At 66.7% G+C, this 14299-nt stretch carries 15 protein-coding genes and 1 tRNA gene; 5 read left to right on the top strand and 11 right to left on the bottom strand.

Annotated elements, in window-relative coordinates:
* Entirely contained in the window at positions 1-627 is a 627-nt protein-coding gene (locus tag CKW06_RS09055; protein WP_004152833.1) for a DUF47 domain-containing protein, read from the bottom strand.
* 292 nt (positions 628-919) lie between these two features.
* On the opposite strand from CKW06_RS09055, the gene CKW06_RS09050 reads away from it, so the two are divergent.
* Both CKW06_RS09050 and CKW06_RS09045 read left to right on the top strand, forming a co-directional pair.
* Positions 920-2224 carry a hemolysin family protein gene (locus CKW06_RS09050; protein WP_005408992.1) on the top strand — a complete coding sequence of 435 codons (1305 nt, stop codon included), beginning with the start codon at positions 920-922 and terminating at the stop codon, positions 2222-2224.
* Positions 2208-2867 carry an exopolysaccharide biosynthesis protein gene (locus CKW06_RS09045; protein WP_024956354.1) on the top strand — a complete coding sequence of 220 codons (660 nt, stop codon included), beginning with the start codon at positions 2208-2210 and terminating at the stop codon, positions 2865-2867. The genes CKW06_RS09050 and CKW06_RS09045 overlap by 17 nt, the downstream gene beginning before the upstream one ends.
* A 92-nt stretch (positions 2868-2959) precedes the next feature.
* On the opposite strand, the gene CKW06_RS09040 is transcribed toward CKW06_RS09045, so the two are convergent.
* From CKW06_RS09040 to CKW06_RS09025, 4 genes are all read right to left on the bottom strand, one after another.
* Entirely contained in the window at positions 2960-3457 is a 498-nt protein-coding gene (locus tag CKW06_RS09040) for a pyridoxamine 5'-phosphate oxidase family protein (protein ID WP_005412916.1), read from the bottom strand.
* Positions 3458-3525: 68 nt separating this feature from the next.
* On the bottom strand, positions 3526-4521 hold the full coding sequence (locus CKW06_RS09035) for an LLM class flavin-dependent oxidoreductase (protein WP_005408989.1): 996 nt from the start codon (positions 4519-4521) through the stop codon (positions 3526-3528).
* 223 nt (positions 4522-4744) lie between these two features.
* Positions 4745-5512, bottom strand: a complete 768-nt coding sequence (locus tag CKW06_RS09030) for a sulfurtransferase (RefSeq protein WP_005408988.1) — start codon at positions 5510-5512, stop codon at positions 4745-4747.
* Positions 5513-5807: 295 nt separating this feature from the next.
* The gene (locus CKW06_RS09025; RefSeq protein ID WP_005412913.1) at positions 5808-6173 is read right to left on the bottom strand and encodes a DUF6164 family protein; all 366 of its coding nucleotides are present in this window, start codon (positions 6171-6173) and stop codon (positions 5808-5810) included.
* A gap of 70 nt (positions 6174-6243) precedes the next feature.
* Here CKW06_RS09025 and CKW06_RS09020 point away from each other — a divergent pair, with 70 nt between their 5' ends.
* A complete protein-coding gene (locus CKW06_RS09020) occupies positions 6244-6678 on the top strand; it encodes an FKBP-type peptidyl-prolyl cis-trans isomerase (protein ID WP_005408986.1) in 435 nt (144 codons plus the stop codon).
* Positions 6665-7912: a TIGR03862 family flavoprotein gene (locus tag CKW06_RS09015; RefSeq protein ID WP_024956618.1), complete on the top strand. Its 1248-nt coding sequence runs from the start codon at positions 6665-6667 to the stop codon at positions 7910-7912. Before CKW06_RS09020 ends, CKW06_RS09015 begins: the two co-directional genes overlap by 14 nt.
* Before the next feature lie 52 nt (positions 7913-7964).
* Here the strand turns inward: CKW06_RS09015 and CKW06_RS09010 are convergent, their stop codons facing one another.
* From CKW06_RS09010 to CKW06_RS08995, 4 genes are all read right to left on the bottom strand, one after another.
* The gene (locus CKW06_RS09010; protein WP_024956617.1) at positions 7965-8426 is read right to left on the bottom strand and encodes a GNAT family N-acetyltransferase; all 462 of its coding nucleotides are present in this window, start codon (positions 8424-8426) and stop codon (positions 7965-7967) included.
* Between the two features lie 99 nt (positions 8427-8525).
* The gene (locus CKW06_RS09005) at positions 8526-10148 is read right to left on the bottom strand and encodes an FMN-binding glutamate synthase family protein (protein WP_024956616.1); all 1623 of its coding nucleotides are present in this window, start codon (positions 10146-10148) and stop codon (positions 8526-8528) included.
* A gap of 55 nt (positions 10149-10203) precedes the next feature.
* Positions 10204-11490 (bottom strand): nucleotide sugar dehydrogenase, encoded by a 1287-nt coding sequence (locus tag CKW06_RS09000; RefSeq protein WP_024956615.1) that lies wholly within the window; start codon positions 11488-11490, stop codon positions 10204-10206.
* A gap of 142 nt (positions 11491-11632) precedes the next feature.
* Entirely contained in the window at positions 11633-12067 is a 435-nt protein-coding gene (locus CKW06_RS08995; RefSeq protein WP_005408981.1) for a BLUF domain-containing protein, read from the bottom strand.
* Positions 12068-12195: 128 nt separating this feature from the next.
* On the opposite strand from CKW06_RS08995, the gene CKW06_RS08990 reads away from it, so the two are divergent.
* Positions 12196-12282: transfer RNA gene (locus tag CKW06_RS08990), tRNA-Leu, on the top strand.
* A 23-nt stretch (positions 12283-12305) separates the two neighbouring features.
* Here the strand turns inward: CKW06_RS08990 and hemN are convergent.
* Both hemN and CKW06_RS08980 read right to left on the bottom strand, forming a co-directional pair.
* Positions 12306-13715, bottom strand: a complete 1410-nt coding sequence (gene hemN, locus CKW06_RS08985; RefSeq protein WP_005408927.1) for an oxygen-independent coproporphyrinogen III oxidase — start codon at positions 13713-13715, stop codon at positions 12306-12308.
* A gap of 44 nt (positions 13716-13759) precedes the next feature.
* Positions 13760-14197 (bottom strand): group III truncated hemoglobin, encoded by a 438-nt coding sequence (locus CKW06_RS08980; protein ID WP_024956614.1) that lies wholly within the window; start codon positions 14195-14197, stop codon positions 13760-13762.
* Positions 14198-14299: the final 102 nt, after the last annotated feature.

Raw genomic sequence — 14299 nt, 5'->3', positions numbered from 1 at the left:
TCAGCTGTTCTTCAAGACGATCTGGTAAGCAACCACGCCGGCCTCGCGGCAACGGTCGATGGCCTTTTCCAGGATCTCGAAGAACTCCTTCAGCAGGAACATCTGCAGGTTGTCCAGGCGGCCGGAATAGATGTCGCGGTACAGCTCGAGCATCAGGCGGTCGGCCTCGTTTTCCAGCGAGCGCAGCTTCTCGTTCAGCGCGGTCATCCGGTCCAGGTTCATGTGGCGCAGGTCGGCCACCATCTCCACCACCACGCCGGCGGCCTGTTCCAGCATCGCCGCGCGCGGCGCGAAGTCGATGTGCTCCAGGTGGGTCGTGGCCAGCGAATAGCGATCGGCGAACTTCTCGATCTGCTTGGGGATCTTGTACAGCGCCGAGCCCAGCGCTTCGATGTCTTCGCGCTCGATCGGGGTCATGAAACTGTCCACCAGCGCCTGGCTGATCTTGTCCGAGGCCGCGCGCTCGCGCAGGCGGGCCAGCTTGAAGGCGTCCAGCGCGGGCTGGCGGTCGGCCTCGCGCAGCATGGAATGCAGCGCCTTGGCGGCGTCGGAGGCCGCGACGGCGGCCTCATCGAGCAGGGTGTAGAACTGTTTGCCGGAACCGAAAATGGTCTGCAGAGAGAACATTGAGAAACCTGTCAGCCGTCGCGGGAAGGACGGCACCAGACGGAATTATGACGGCTAGATGACCATCTCGGGTATCCCCGCACCCTTTCCGGGACTCGGAACCCCAAACCTGAACAGGCGGTTGCCACCCTGCCACGCCCCTTTGCTAAGATGCCAGCGCGCCTTCGGGCGCATCCTATGGACGACGACCCTTATCCCCCAGCGCCGCGCCGGACCCCGTTCCTGAGCGCCTGCCGCCATCGCAAGCACCCGCCCTCCCTGCCACCAACCGGGGACGACGCCCGTGTTTGAAATGATCCTGATTGTCTTTGCGCTTGTTCTGCTGAACGGCTTCTTCGCCATGTCCGAGATGTCGGTCATGACCTCGCGCAAGAGCCGCCTGAAGCAGATGGCCGCCACCTCCAAGCGCGCGGCCAAGGCGCTGGAGCTGTCCGAGAAGCCGGAGAGCTTCCTGTCCACCGTGCAGATCGGCATCACCGTGATCGGCGTGCTGACCGGCTACCTCGGCGGTGAAGCGCTGGGCGAAGCCTTCGCCGGCTGGATCCAGGGCCTGATGCCGGGCTTTGCCTATGCCGGCAACATCGGTACCGCGCTGGCGGTCAGCCTGATCACCTTCATCACGCTGATCTTCGGCGAACTGGTGCCCAAGCGCCTGGCGCTGACCCGTTCGGAGGCCATTGCCGGCCTGGTCGCGATGCCGATGAGCTGGCTGGCCAAGCTCGCCCTGCCCTTCGTCTGGCTGCTGTCCAAAACCACCCAGCTGGTGCTGCGCCTGTTCGGCCTGGGCAAGGATGAAGTCGCCTCGGTGACCGAAGAAGAGATCCGCATGCTGGTCGCCGAAAGCCACGAGGCCGGCGTGATCGATGCCCACGAGCGCGACATGATGAACCGCGTCATGCGCCTGGGCGACCGCACCGCCGACAGCCTGATGACCCCGCGCAACCGCATCGCGTGGCTGGATACCCAGGCCGGGCTGGAGCGCAACCTGGAAATCATGGCCGAACACGAGTTCTCCCGGTACCCGGTGTACCGCGACAACGACATGGACGTGGTCGGCGTGCTCGAACTGAAATCGCTGGCCACGCGCATGGCGCGCGGTGACAACGCGCTCTTCCAGACCCTGCGCGAACCCCTGTACGTCTCCGAATCGACCCACGCGATGAAGCTGCTGGAAATCTTCCGCGAGGAACAGCAGTCGATGGCACTGGTGGTGGACGAGTACGGCGAGATCCAGGGCCTGGTGACCATCAGCGACCTGATGGGCGCGGTGGTCGGCCGCCTGCAGGCGGTGGAGAACGCCGACGAGGACGCGCTGGTGGTGACCCGCGAAGACGGCTCGCTGCTGGTGGACGGCTCGCTGCCGATCGAAGACGTGCGCGAACTGATCGGCAGCAACGACCTGCCCGACGCCGAGGACGGCGACTACTACACGCTGGCCGGCATGTGCATCCATTACTTCGGCCGCATTCCGCACGCAGGCGAGTACTTCGACTGGGCGGGCTGGCGCTTCGAAGTGGTTGACCTGGATGGTGCGCGCGTGGACAAGCTGCTGCTGCGCACGTTGTCCGACGAGCAGGCCGATGAGCTCACCGCCTGAGGCCGGCAACGGTCCGGGCGACGAACGCCCGGCCTACCGCAACGAGGGCATCCGTACCCTGCTGGAGATGTTCGCCTCTGGCGATCCCGCCGAGCACATGCCGCTGGGCCAGATCCTCGGCAACCTGCAGCAGAGCGCGTTCGGCGTGTTCCTGTTCGTGGCGATCCTACCGTCGTTCATCCCGATCCCGGGCATGGGCGGCGCGGTCAGCGGCCCACTGGTGGTCCTGATCGGCCTGCAGATGCTGTTCTGCCTGCGCCGGCCCTGGCTGCCCGGCTTCATCGCCCGCCGCGGGCCGAAGCGCGGCACCATGCATCGTTTCCTGGACCGCATCGACCGACCGCTGCGGCGCCTGGACAAGATGCTGAAACCCCGCCTGCCGCAACTGCTGACACCGCTGATGGCGCACGCCTTCACCGGCCTGCTGCTGGTGCTGCTGGGCCTGCTGCTGTCGTTGCCGATTCCCTTCACCAATTTCCTGTTCGGCTTCCAGCTGCTGCTGTTCTCGCTGGCGCTGCTGGAACGCGATGGCGCGCTGATGCTGTTCAACTGGATCGCCGCCGTGGCAGCGATCGCCTTCTTCGGTTTCAGTTCGGGGCAGCTGGTGGGTTATACGGTGGAGCTGTTCCACCGCTGGTTCTGATCCGGAATCCGGTAGAGCCGGCCGCTGGCCGGCTGCCACGTTTCCAGGTTTGCCGGCCAGCGGCCGGCACTACCCATACCGGACATCGGTCATCACCGAAGATCGATGAAACCGTTGTCGGCCAGCGCCGCCGGTTCGTCCTGCACCGCCGACAGCACGAACGTCAACGCCTTGCCCAGCAGCGTGCCCGGACCGTCCCAGTACTCGGCACTGTCGGCGCGCACATGGATCAGGCGAAGGTTGGGGTCATCCTTGCCACCGGGGAAGAACAGCTTCATCGCCGGTGACCACAGCTCCTCGATCTTCGCGCGATCATCGACCACGCGTGCCCGCCCCGCCACCGACACATAGGTGTTCTTCGAGGGCGAGGCATACGCCACGTTGACCCGCGGGTCGAGCGCGATCTCGGCCACCTTGGGGCTGTCGCCGGTGATCACGAACCACAGGTCACCGTCGAAGGCGACCTGCTGGGTGGCCAACGGCCGGCTGTAGAGGCGGCCATCGACGCCGGTGGTGGTGAACATCGCCACCTCCACGTCCTTGATCAGTTCGGCCAGCTGGGCGATGTGTTCGGCACGGGTGTCGGCCATGTGGGGGCTCCTTCGATATGAGCCCCCATCAGACGCGGTTCGGCCGCAATGGGCCGTGACGCAATTGTTCAGCCCGCGTGGCGGGCGTGCCAGGCCTGCATGGTCAGTTCGAACGAGCGCAGGCGCGCGCGGTGGTCGTACAGGTTGGCGGTGAGCATCAGCTCGTCGGGCTTGTGCCGTTCGACGAACGCGGCGATGCCCTCCGCCACCTGCTGCGGATCGCCCAGCACGGTGCAGGCCAGCGCCCGCTCCACGCCCAGTTTTTCGTGCGGCTCCCAGAAGGACTCGATGTCGTCGATCGGTGCCGGAATCTTGCCCGGTCGGCCGCGACGCAGGTTCACGAAACTCTGCTGCTGGCTGGTGAACAGGCGCCGCGATTCGGTTTCGCTGTCGCTGGCAACGACGTTCAGGGCCAGCATCGCGTGCGGCTGCTTCAGCGTGGCCGAGGGGCGGAACTCGCGCCGGTATACAGCAACGGCTTCATCCATCGCGTCGGGTGCGAAGTGCGAGGCGAACGCATACGGCAGGCCCATCGAGGCGGCCATGCGCGCACCGAACAGGCTCGAACCGAGGATCCAGGTCGGCACCCGCAGGCCGCCACCCGGAACCGCCTGCACCGCCTGCCCGGGTTGTACCGGCTCGAAGTAATGCAGCAGCTCGCGCACGTCCTGCGGGAACTGGTCGGCGCTGTCGAAGTAGCGGCGCAGCGCACGCGCGGTCGGCTGGTCGGTACCGGGTGCACGGCCCAGGCCGAGGTCGATGCGGTCCGGATACAGCGAAGCCAGCGTGCCGAACTGCTCGGCCACCTGCAGCGGGGCATGGTTGGGCAGCATGATGCCGCCGGCACCGACGCGGATGCGCTTTGTGCCACCCGCCACGTGGCCGATCAGCACGGCGGTGGCCGCGCTGGCGATGCCCGGCATGTTGTGGTGTTCGGCCAACCAGTAGCGGCGGTAGCCCAGCGCATCGGCGTGCTGGGCCAGTTCCAGCATGTTGGCGAAAGCGGCGGTGGTGTCACTGCCCTCGCAGACCGGGGCCAGGTCAAGGATCGACAACGGGATCATCAGGCGTTTTTCCGTCACAGGATCCCCCATGCATGGGGTCGGCCAGGCGCCGCGGCCAGTGACGGTGGCGGGATGCTGATTCCCGTGTGGCGGGTTCAGGGCTGACCGGGCCGATCCGGGGTGCCCTGATGCGCGCCAAGCGCGATTGGTAGTGCCGGCCGCTGGCCGGCATACAGGTAGATGGCTTCGCAGCCGGCCAGCGGCCGGCTCTACCGCGGAAGCGTCAGAACGCGCTGGGGCGCGGCTCCGGCAGCGGCTGGTCGACCATCGGCTTCAGCTCGGCATCCAGCGCCACGCGCTCATCGAACACGAAGCAGCGGCCTTCGTAGCCTTCGCCGCCCACCTCCTCGAAGTAGCCGAGGATGCCACCGTCCAGCTGCAGCACGTTGTCCATGCCGTCGTTGACCATCCACAGCGCCGCCTTCTCGCAGCGGATGCCGCCGGTGCAGAAACTGACCACGGTGCTGTCTTTCAGCGCCTCGCGGTGCGGCGCCAGCGCCTCGGGCAGGTCGGTGAACTTGTGAATCGGCAGCACCAGCGCATCCTTGAAGGTGCCGTACTCCACTTCCTGCAGGTTGCGGGTATCGAGCATCACCACCGGCTTGCCGGCGTCGTCATGCCCCTGCCGCAACCAGCGTTGCACCGTGGCCGGATCGACCGCCGGCGCGCGCGGATAGTCCAGCGGCTGACCGTCGTCACGGCGGAAGCTGATGATCTCGTCCTTCACCTTGGCCTTCAGCCGCGCGAACGGCTGATGTTCACTGAAGCTGGTCTTGACCCGCATATCGGCAAACCGCACGTCAGAACGCAGCGCCGCGTAGAAACCCTCGACCGCCTCCGGCGCACCCGCCAGGAACAGGTTCAGCCCCTCGCCCGCCACCAGGATCGTGCCCCGCAACTGCGCCGCCTCGGCACGCGCCAGCAACTGGTCGCACAGGGCCTGGGGAGCGTCGATGACGGCGAAATGATAGGCAGCGGTATTGGCGATCATCTTGGCATTTTAGCGCCTCCCGCCCCTCCGGGCAGATTCAGGGGTCAGAGCCCTCTGCGCAGCAGAGGGACCCGACCCCAAGCCCGGCAAACAACCGGAATCTGTCATGGGTGGGGCGGTGTGGGCAGGCGGGGGCGCAGAGCGCCATGGATGGCGCTCTACGAGGCACGCAGGAGCAGCTTTTGCCGTCCCCCGCCTGTCCACACCGCCCCGCCCTCCCACTGAAGCCCGGCTTTTGACGTTGCTGTTGCCGTTGCGTCTGCGGGTGCCGGGTGCGACCCGGCCAGAAGCCCCATTACCCCCGCAACAGCACGAACGGCAGCAGCACCAGCGCCGCCGCACCGGCCATCCCCAGCAGCACCAGCACCACGTAGACCGGCCGCCGCCGGAACAGGCTGCCGAAGGTCTCCGCCGTGCCATCACGCAATGCCTGCTCACGCTCGGCACGGATGCGCGGCCCGCGTTCGGCCTGGTATTCCGCCATCAGCGCCTTCGCTCGTGGATGATCAGCGTCCTCGCGCAGCCACAGGCCACCATTGGAGATGCCCCAGGGGCTGGGTTCGGTGCGATACCAGGCGATGTCGTGCTGGTCGAGCAGCGTGCAGACATCGGCATATTCGTCGTCGCCGACATTGCGCAGATTGAGCAGGAGTTTTGCCATGCCCCCATGATACCCGGCGCCGATGCGCTACCCTTGCCGCCCTCGCCCTGCGCCCTTCCGGAGACGCCCGATGCGCCGCCTGCTGCTTCCCCTGCTGCTGTCCCTCGCCGCCGCTGGCTGCACAACCGAACCGTCCGGCCCACCGCCCGGCGGCACCCTGACCACCTTCGAGCGCATCGATACCGTGCCCGGCACCGGCACCGAAGCCGTTGCCGGCAGCAAGGTCACCGTGCACTACACCGGCTGGATCTACGACAACCGCACCGAAACCAAGCACGGCAAGACCTTCGACAGCTCCTTCAAGCACGGCGAACCGTTCACCTTCGCACTCGGCGCCGGCCAGGTCATCCGCGGCTGGGATGAGGGCGTGGCCGGCATGAAGGTCGGCGGCAAGCGCACCCTGATGATCCCGCCGGATTACGGCTACGGCGACCGCCGGGTTGGCCCGATTCCGGCCGGCTCGTCGCTGGTGTTCGATGTCGAGCTGCTCGATGTCAAACCGTAATGCCGCACCGCTTCCGCGGGTCGCCGTCATCGGCGGCGGCCCGGCCGGCCTGTTCGCCGCCGAGCGCCTGCGCGCCGCCGGTCTGGAGGTGGACCTGTACGAGGCCAAGGGTTCGCCCGGCCGCAAGTTCCTGATCGCCGGCAAGGGCGGGCTCAACCTCACCCATTCCGATCCGCGTCCGCTGTTCGACAGCCGCTACCGCGAGCAGTCCACGACCGTGGGCCGCTGGCTGGATGGCTTCGATGCGCAGGCATTGCGCGACTGGGCCGGCGGTTTTGGCGTGGAGACCTATGTGGGCAGCTCCGGCCGCGTGTTCCCGGTCGACCGCAAGGCCGCGCCGCTGCTGCGTGGCTGGGTGCGCCGGCTGAAGGAACAGGGCGTGCGCCTGCATGCCAACCACCGTTGGATCGGCTGGAGCAACGACGGCGCGCTGCGCTTCGCCACCGAAGCCGGCGAGATCGATGTCCACGCCGATGCCACCGTGTTGGCGATGGGCGGCGGCAGCTGGCCGCAGCTGGGCAGCGAAGGCGCCTGGGTTGCACCGCTGCAGGCCCGTGGCGTGGACATCACGCCACTGCAGTCAGCCAACTGCGGCTTCGACGTGGACTGGACCCCGTTCTTCGCCCAGCGCAATGCCGGTGCACCGCTGAAGCCGGTGGTCGCGCACTGGATCGACCTGGCCGGACAGCCACAGTCGCTGCAGGGCGAATGCGTGGCCAGCGAGTACGGCATCGAAGGCAGCCTGATCTATGCGTTGGCGGCGGACCTGCGCGAGACCATCAACCGCGATGGCCACGCGATGCTGTGGCTGGATCTGGTGCCGGGCCGCGACGAGGCGCGCCTGCTGGCCGATCTGTCACGCCCGCGCAAGGGCCGCAGCTTCGGCGAGCACCTGCGTCGCCAGGCGGGCCTTGATGCGGTGAAGGCCGCACTGGTGTTCGAGATTCTGGGTAAGGAAGCCGGCAACGACCTGCCTGCCGTGGCGGCTACGCTCAAGCGCCTGCCGCTGCGCCTGCTGCGTCCCCGGCCGATGGCCGAGGTGATCAGCACCGCCGGCGGCGTGCGCCTGGATGCGCTGGATGATGGCCTGATGCTGCGGGCCGTGCCCGGCGTGTTCTGCGCCGGCGAGATGCTGGACTGGGAGGCGCCGACAGGTGGCTACCTGTTGACCGCGTGCTACGCCAGTGGCCTGCGTGCCGCCGAGGGCGTAATCAGGTGGCTGGCCGGGCGGTGACGCCTGCATTGTGGAGTCGAGCCATCCTCGACTGCCTTACAGTCCCCGGCGCTCACCATGGCCTGCGCATGCTCACCGAAGCCAGCGCCACGCCGCTGGGATGCGGGTAGACCTCTTCGCGCACGCTGATGAATCCCTGCCGTTGGTAGAACGGCACCGCGTTGAGCGAGGCCGACAGCACCACCTCACGCTCACGATCGGCCATTGCCAGCAGGCGCTGCATCAGCGCCTGGCCGATTCCCTGGCCGCCACGATCAGGATCAACGAACAACGCGTCGACTTCATTGGCATCGGCATCGAACACACCGAAGCCAAGAAGGCCGCCCTGCCCATCCTCGGCCACCACGCAGCCGCCCTGCCCCAGCAACCGCGCGTACTGCGACGGCGGCGGCGAGGCCGACCAGGGCGCAATCACTTCGGGCGGATAATGGCTGCTGCAGGTCTCGCGCACGCAACGCGTGCGCAACGCCCACAGCGTGGCCACGTCATCCGTGGTGCCGATCCGGAACCGCATGGCATCTCCTTGCAGCGTCGAGCCATGCTCGACTGTTCTTCGTTCCAACATCGCGATGAGAGAAGCAGCCGAGCATGGGCTCGGTTCTACAGCAACACGTTATCGCGACTTGCTGGCCCGCAGCGCCTGGATCTTCGGCGGCGGCTGGAAGGAATCGCTGCGCGCATCGGCCCAGAACGCATGGAACACGGCGTGGTCCGGCACCTTGTGCAGCAGCTCGCCCGGTTCAAGGTAACGGTACAGCGAGGCCAGCGAACGGATCTCAACAGGCGAAACCCGACGCAGGATATGCTCCGGGCCCAGTTCCGCCGGGTGGTTCAGGCCCGCGGCACACAGCAGTTCCTTCAAGGCATGCAGCGTGTGCTCGTGGTAGCTGTACACACGGGTGGCCTTGTCCGGTGCATCCAGATGCTTCCAGCGCGCCGGGTCCTGGGTCGCGATGCCGGTGGGGCACTTGTCGGTATGGCAGCTCAACGACTGGATGCAGCCCAGCGCGAACATGAAGCCGCGGCCGGCATTGCACCAGTCGGCACCCAGCGCGATGGTGCGCGCGATGTCGAACGCACTGGTGATCTTGCCGGCTGCACCGATGCGGATGCGCTCGCGCAGATCGAGGCCGACCAGGGTGTTGTGCACCAGCAGCAGCGCTTCGTGCATCGGCACGCCGACATGGTCGACGAACTCGGCTGGCGCCGCGCCGGTGCCCCCTTCGGCACCGTCCACCACGATGAAATCCGGCAGCAACCCGGTTTCCTGCATCGCCTTGGCAATGCCGAACCACTCCCACGGGTGGCCGATCGCCAGCTTGAAACCGACCGGCTTGCCACCGGACAGCTCGCGCAGGCGGGCGACGAACTGCAGCAGCTCGACCGGTGTCGAGAACGCCGAGTGACGCGACGGCGACACGCAGTCCACGCCCATCGGCACGCCACGGGTCACCGAGATCTCGGCAGTCACCTTCGGCGCTGGCAGCACGCCGCCATGACCCGGCTTGGCACCCTGCGACAGCTTGATCTCAATCATCCTGACCTGGTCATGGGTGGCATTGGCAACGAAGCGTTCCTCGCTGAAACCACCCTTCTCGTCGCGGCAACCGAAGTAGCCCGAGCCGATTTCCCAGACCAGATCGCCGCCCATCTCACGGTGATAGGGCGAGATCGAACCTTCGCCGGTGTCGTGGTAGAAACCACCACGCCGTGCGCCTTCGTTCAGTGCGCGGATGGCATTGGCCGACAGTGAACCGAAGCTCATCGCCGAGATGTTGAACACGCTGGCCGAATAGGGCTTGGCACAGTTCGGACCGATCAGCACGCGGAAGTCATGCTTGGCGATGGCAGTCGGCGCCAGTGAATGGTTGATCCATTCGTAGTCCACCGCATAGGTGCTGCGCAGGGTGCCGAACGGTACCGTGTCCATCTCGTTCTTGGCGCGCTGGTAGATCAGTGCACGTTGCTGGCGCGAGAACGGCACGTCCTCCAGGTCACTCTGCACGAAGTACTGGCGGATCTCCGGGCCGATCGATTCCAGCCCGTAGCGGAAGTGCGCCATCACCGGATAGTTGCGGCGCAGCGTGCTGCGCTTCTGCAGCAGGTCCCAGGTCCCCAATGCCACCATCGCGGCAGTCAGGCCGACGCCCCAGTACCAGGCCGGCCAGATCGTGGCCAGCCACAGGCATATCGGGAACATCAGGATGGCGAGCAGGTAGACGATGTACCGGTGCATGGCTTTCCTCGGTTGCAACTGTTCCCGAGTCTACCGCGCCGCTCGCTGCCAAGGCTTACAAACGATCGTCAACCACGTTGCGCGGCCAGGCCGATTTGACGTCGTAGACCAGGCCGCCTGGCGCCAGCAGCGCCCGGATTGCGTCTTCATCCATTGCCTTGAAACGGGCGTGGGCCACCGCCAGTACCACCGCGTCATAGCGCCCCGCCCCGGGTTCGGCCAGCCAATCCAGGCCCTCGCCGGTCAATGCCGCCGGGCCGACCCACGGGTCGCTCACCTCCACCTGCGCCCCCGCATCGCGCAGGCGCTGGGCCAGTTCCAGCGCGCGGCTGTTGCGCAGGTCCGGGCAATCCTCCTTGAAGGTCACGCCCAGCACCAGGATGCGTGCCTCCGCCGGTGCACGGCCACGCTCGGCCAGCATCGCCAGCACGCGCGCCGCCACGTGCTCGCCGACGCGGTTGTTGACCTGCCGCGCGGTGTGGATCAGGTCCGGGTGGTAGCCCACGCTTTCGGACTTGTGCAGCAGATAGTACGGATCGACGCCGATGCAGTGACCGCCAACCAGGCCTGGTCGGAACGGCAGGAAATTCCACTTGCTGCCAGCGGCGTCCAGTACGTCCTGGGTATCAATGCCGAGCCGGTCGAAGATCAGCGCCAGCTCGTTGACCAGCGCGATGTTGACGTCGCGCTGGATGTTCTCGACCACCTTGGCTGCTTCGGCCACGCGCATCGACGGCGCCGGGAACGTACCGGCGTCGATGATGCGCTGGTAGAGACCATCGATCACCGCAGCGACTTCCGGGGTCGAACCAGACGTGATCTTGCGGATGTCGGCCAGGCGCCGCTGGCGGTCACCGGGACTGACCCGTTCCGGGCTGTAGCCGCAATAGAAGTCTTCGTTGAAGCCCAGGCCCGAACCCTGTTCCAGCAGCGGCACGCACACTTCCTCGGTGGTGCCGGGGTACACCGTGGACTCGTAGATCACCAGATCGCCGGCGCGAAGATGACTGGCAATCAGCCGTGTCGCCGAACGCAGGGGCTCCAGGTCGGGCTGCTCGTATGCATCGATCGGGGTCGGCACGGTGACGATATAGACGTTGCAGGCATCGAGCAGCGAAGGATCGCTGCCGTACTGCAGATGCGTGGCTTCGGCCAGCTCGTCGGTCTCCATCTCCAGCGTGTGATCGCGGCCACCGCGCAGCTCCGCGATGCGGCCGGCATCGATGTCAAAGCCCAGTGTCGGCCAGTGCCGGCCAAACGCCACCGCCAATGGCAGGCCGACGTAACCCAGGCCGATCACGGCGAAACGCGGCGTCACCGCCGCCGCAACGGGCACGCTCATCGGCATATCCCGTGCACCGGGTGAAACCGGATGCGTGCCGCCATGGCTTGGGCCAACCCACTCATTCGCTGTACCACTCCGGAAAACCCGCACCAGAAAGGCTACAGCCTACCGGCCCCGGTACCCCGCCGCCAAGGCGGGCTCAGGAACCCAGCGCGACCGCAGCGGGTTCCAGCTCGCCGTCGGCACCGGTCCAGGCCTGCAGCAGGCGCTCGAAACCACCGCTGCCAAGCAGGAAACCCGGCCACGCCGCGTCAACGATCTGGGTCAGCAGGTCCGCATCGATCCGCCGCGTCCCCATCGACCAGCGCGGGAACGCACGCTGCACCACCGGCGCGCGGCACAACAGCCTCATCTGCGCGTGGCTGCGTGCATTGAAGATGCGCTGGAACACCGAATCGATGCCATCTTCGGGGCCTTCCAGATACTGCAGGAAGCGGCTGCCGTCGAACATCAGGACACCGGTGACACCGGCTACACGATTGAATGCCGTGGCGTCGGCCAGCAGGCGATCAAGATCGGTTGTCCGCAGATCGGCGCGGGCCTCACTGGCATAGGCAATCGCGTGCAGCGACATCGGGTGGCTCCCCCCCTGGGAACGGTGGCTGGGACTATGACATGAACAGGGATAACAGTTAAGCACGTCGCTCCCGCGCAATCCGGCTGCAGCGACACGGGTAGGCTACAATCGGCGCCGCGCTGCAGGCCCGGATGGCGAAACTGGTAGACGCATCGGACTTAAAATCCGCCGGGGGCAACCCCATGCCGGTTCGATTCCGGCTCCGGGCACCACACGCATGCAGCACATCCGGCTTTCAGATCGCCCGCGAGTAACGTGGCTGCGCATGTGCGGCACGCAGATACGGGTCGAAGCACATTGCCAGCAACCGCAGCAACGGTCGCCCGGGTTCGCTCGCACGCACCACGCCATCGCGGTATTCGGCCAGGCCATCTTCCTGCAGCCGCTGTACCGAACGCAGGTCCTCGGCGAAGTACTGCTGGAAATCCACGCCGTGGCGCTGCCCCAGCACCGCACCATCCACCTCGCCCTGGCACATCAGCTGCTGGATCAGCTCCGCGCGCAGCTGGTCGTCGGCACTCAGCGCGACACCGCGCCAGACCGGCAACTGCCCCTGGTCCACCGCGTCCTCCCAGGACGCCAGGTCACGTGGATTCTGGCTGTAGGTGGCGCCGATATGGCTGATCGCACTTACGCCCAGGCCGAGCAGATCGGTATCGGCGTGGGTGGTGTAACCCATGAAGTTGCGATGCAGCTGGCCGGCACGCTGCGCGCGTGACAGATCCTCTTCCGGCAATGCGAAATGATCCATGCCGATGTACTGGTAGCCGGCCGCGGAGAGCTTCTCCACCGCCAGGCCCAGCAGCGCCAGCTTGTCTTCCGGCGACGGCAACCGGCTTTCGTCGATCTGCTTCTGCGCCCGGAACAGATGCGGCAGGTGCGCGTAGCCATACACCGCCAGGCGGTCCGGGCGCAGCGCCAGCACCCGTTCGAGGGTGCGGCCGAATCCTTCCAGGCTCTGCCCGGGCAGGCCGTAGATCAGGTCGACGTTGACCGAACGCATGCCGCTGTCGCGGCAGGCGCGCAGGATGTCCAGTGTCTGCTGCACGCCCTGTATGCGGTTGATCGATTCCTGCACCTGCGGGTCGAAATCCTGCACGCCCAGGCTGGCCCGGTTGAAGCCCAGGCGCGCCAGCATGGCGACGTCACGGGTGTCGATGAAGCGTGGATCGAGTTCGATCGAGAAATCGCGCTGCGGTGAATCGCTGAAATCGAAGCGCCGGCGCAACCCTTCCACCAGTGTGGTCATCGCCTCGGCATCGAGGAAGTTCGGCGTACCACCGCCCAGATGCAGCTGGATGACCTCGCGACCGTCCTCGAACTGTGGTGCCAGCAGATCGGCCTCGGCCAGCACGCGCGACACATAGCTGTGGCCACGGCCGCGATCGCGGGTGATCACCCGGTTGCAGCCGCAGTAGAAGCACGGGCTGGAACAGAACGGCACATGCACGTACAGCGACAGCGCGCGGGCCAGCTGGTTGCTGTCGGCGATCGCCTGGCGCAGCGCCGGCGCGTCGAACCCATCATGGAAATGCGGCGCGGTCGGGTACGAGGTGTAGCGCGGGCCCGGCCGGTCGTGCCGGCGCAGAAGGTCGGGGTCGAAGGTCCAGGCCAGGCCACCAGCGGCGGGAGAGAACGTGTCCATGGCGCCAGCATCGCGCCGGGCGGCCTGCGCCGCCTTGACCCAGATCAATCCTTGGCGGGCATCCCCACCACCGGCAGGCCGACCTGCGGCCATCGCAGCATCTGGTAGCGCTTCCAGAAGGTGTCACCGATGCGCGCGGCCACGTCGTTGGCCAGCTCCTGCATCGGCGGGTTGTTGCATTCGGCGGTGGTGATCCGGAACAGCACCAGCCAGCGGTCGAACAGATCCTTGTCCAGCTCGATGGCCATGTGCTTGGACATCGGCGAACCCTTGAAGCGCCGGGTGCCGCGCAGCATCGCCGACCAGAAGTCGACCAGCTGGGCCAGATGCTCCGGCCAGTCGTGGACGTGGGCCTCGAACACCGGCCCCAATCGCTCCTCCCCGCGCACGCGGGCGTAGAAGTCGTGGACCAGGCGGGTCACTTCCTGCTCGGTGCACAGCTCGGGCGAGGCGACAGGAAGGACAGGCGGCGTTGCGTTCATCGGGGTACCCAAAGCGTGCCGGCAGTGTGCCGCAGCCGGCCGGCACCGCCGTTGATCCAGATCAATGTCGGCGCAGTCCGCTGCACCTAGGCTGGCACGCTT

The organism is Stenotrophomonas maltophilia (assembly GCF_900186865.1).
GTDB lineage: Bacteria > Pseudomonadota > Gammaproteobacteria > Xanthomonadales > Xanthomonadaceae > Stenotrophomonas > Stenotrophomonas maltophilia.
Note: the sequence above shows the minus strand (reverse complement) of the source record. Positions and strands in the feature narration are given on the sequence as shown.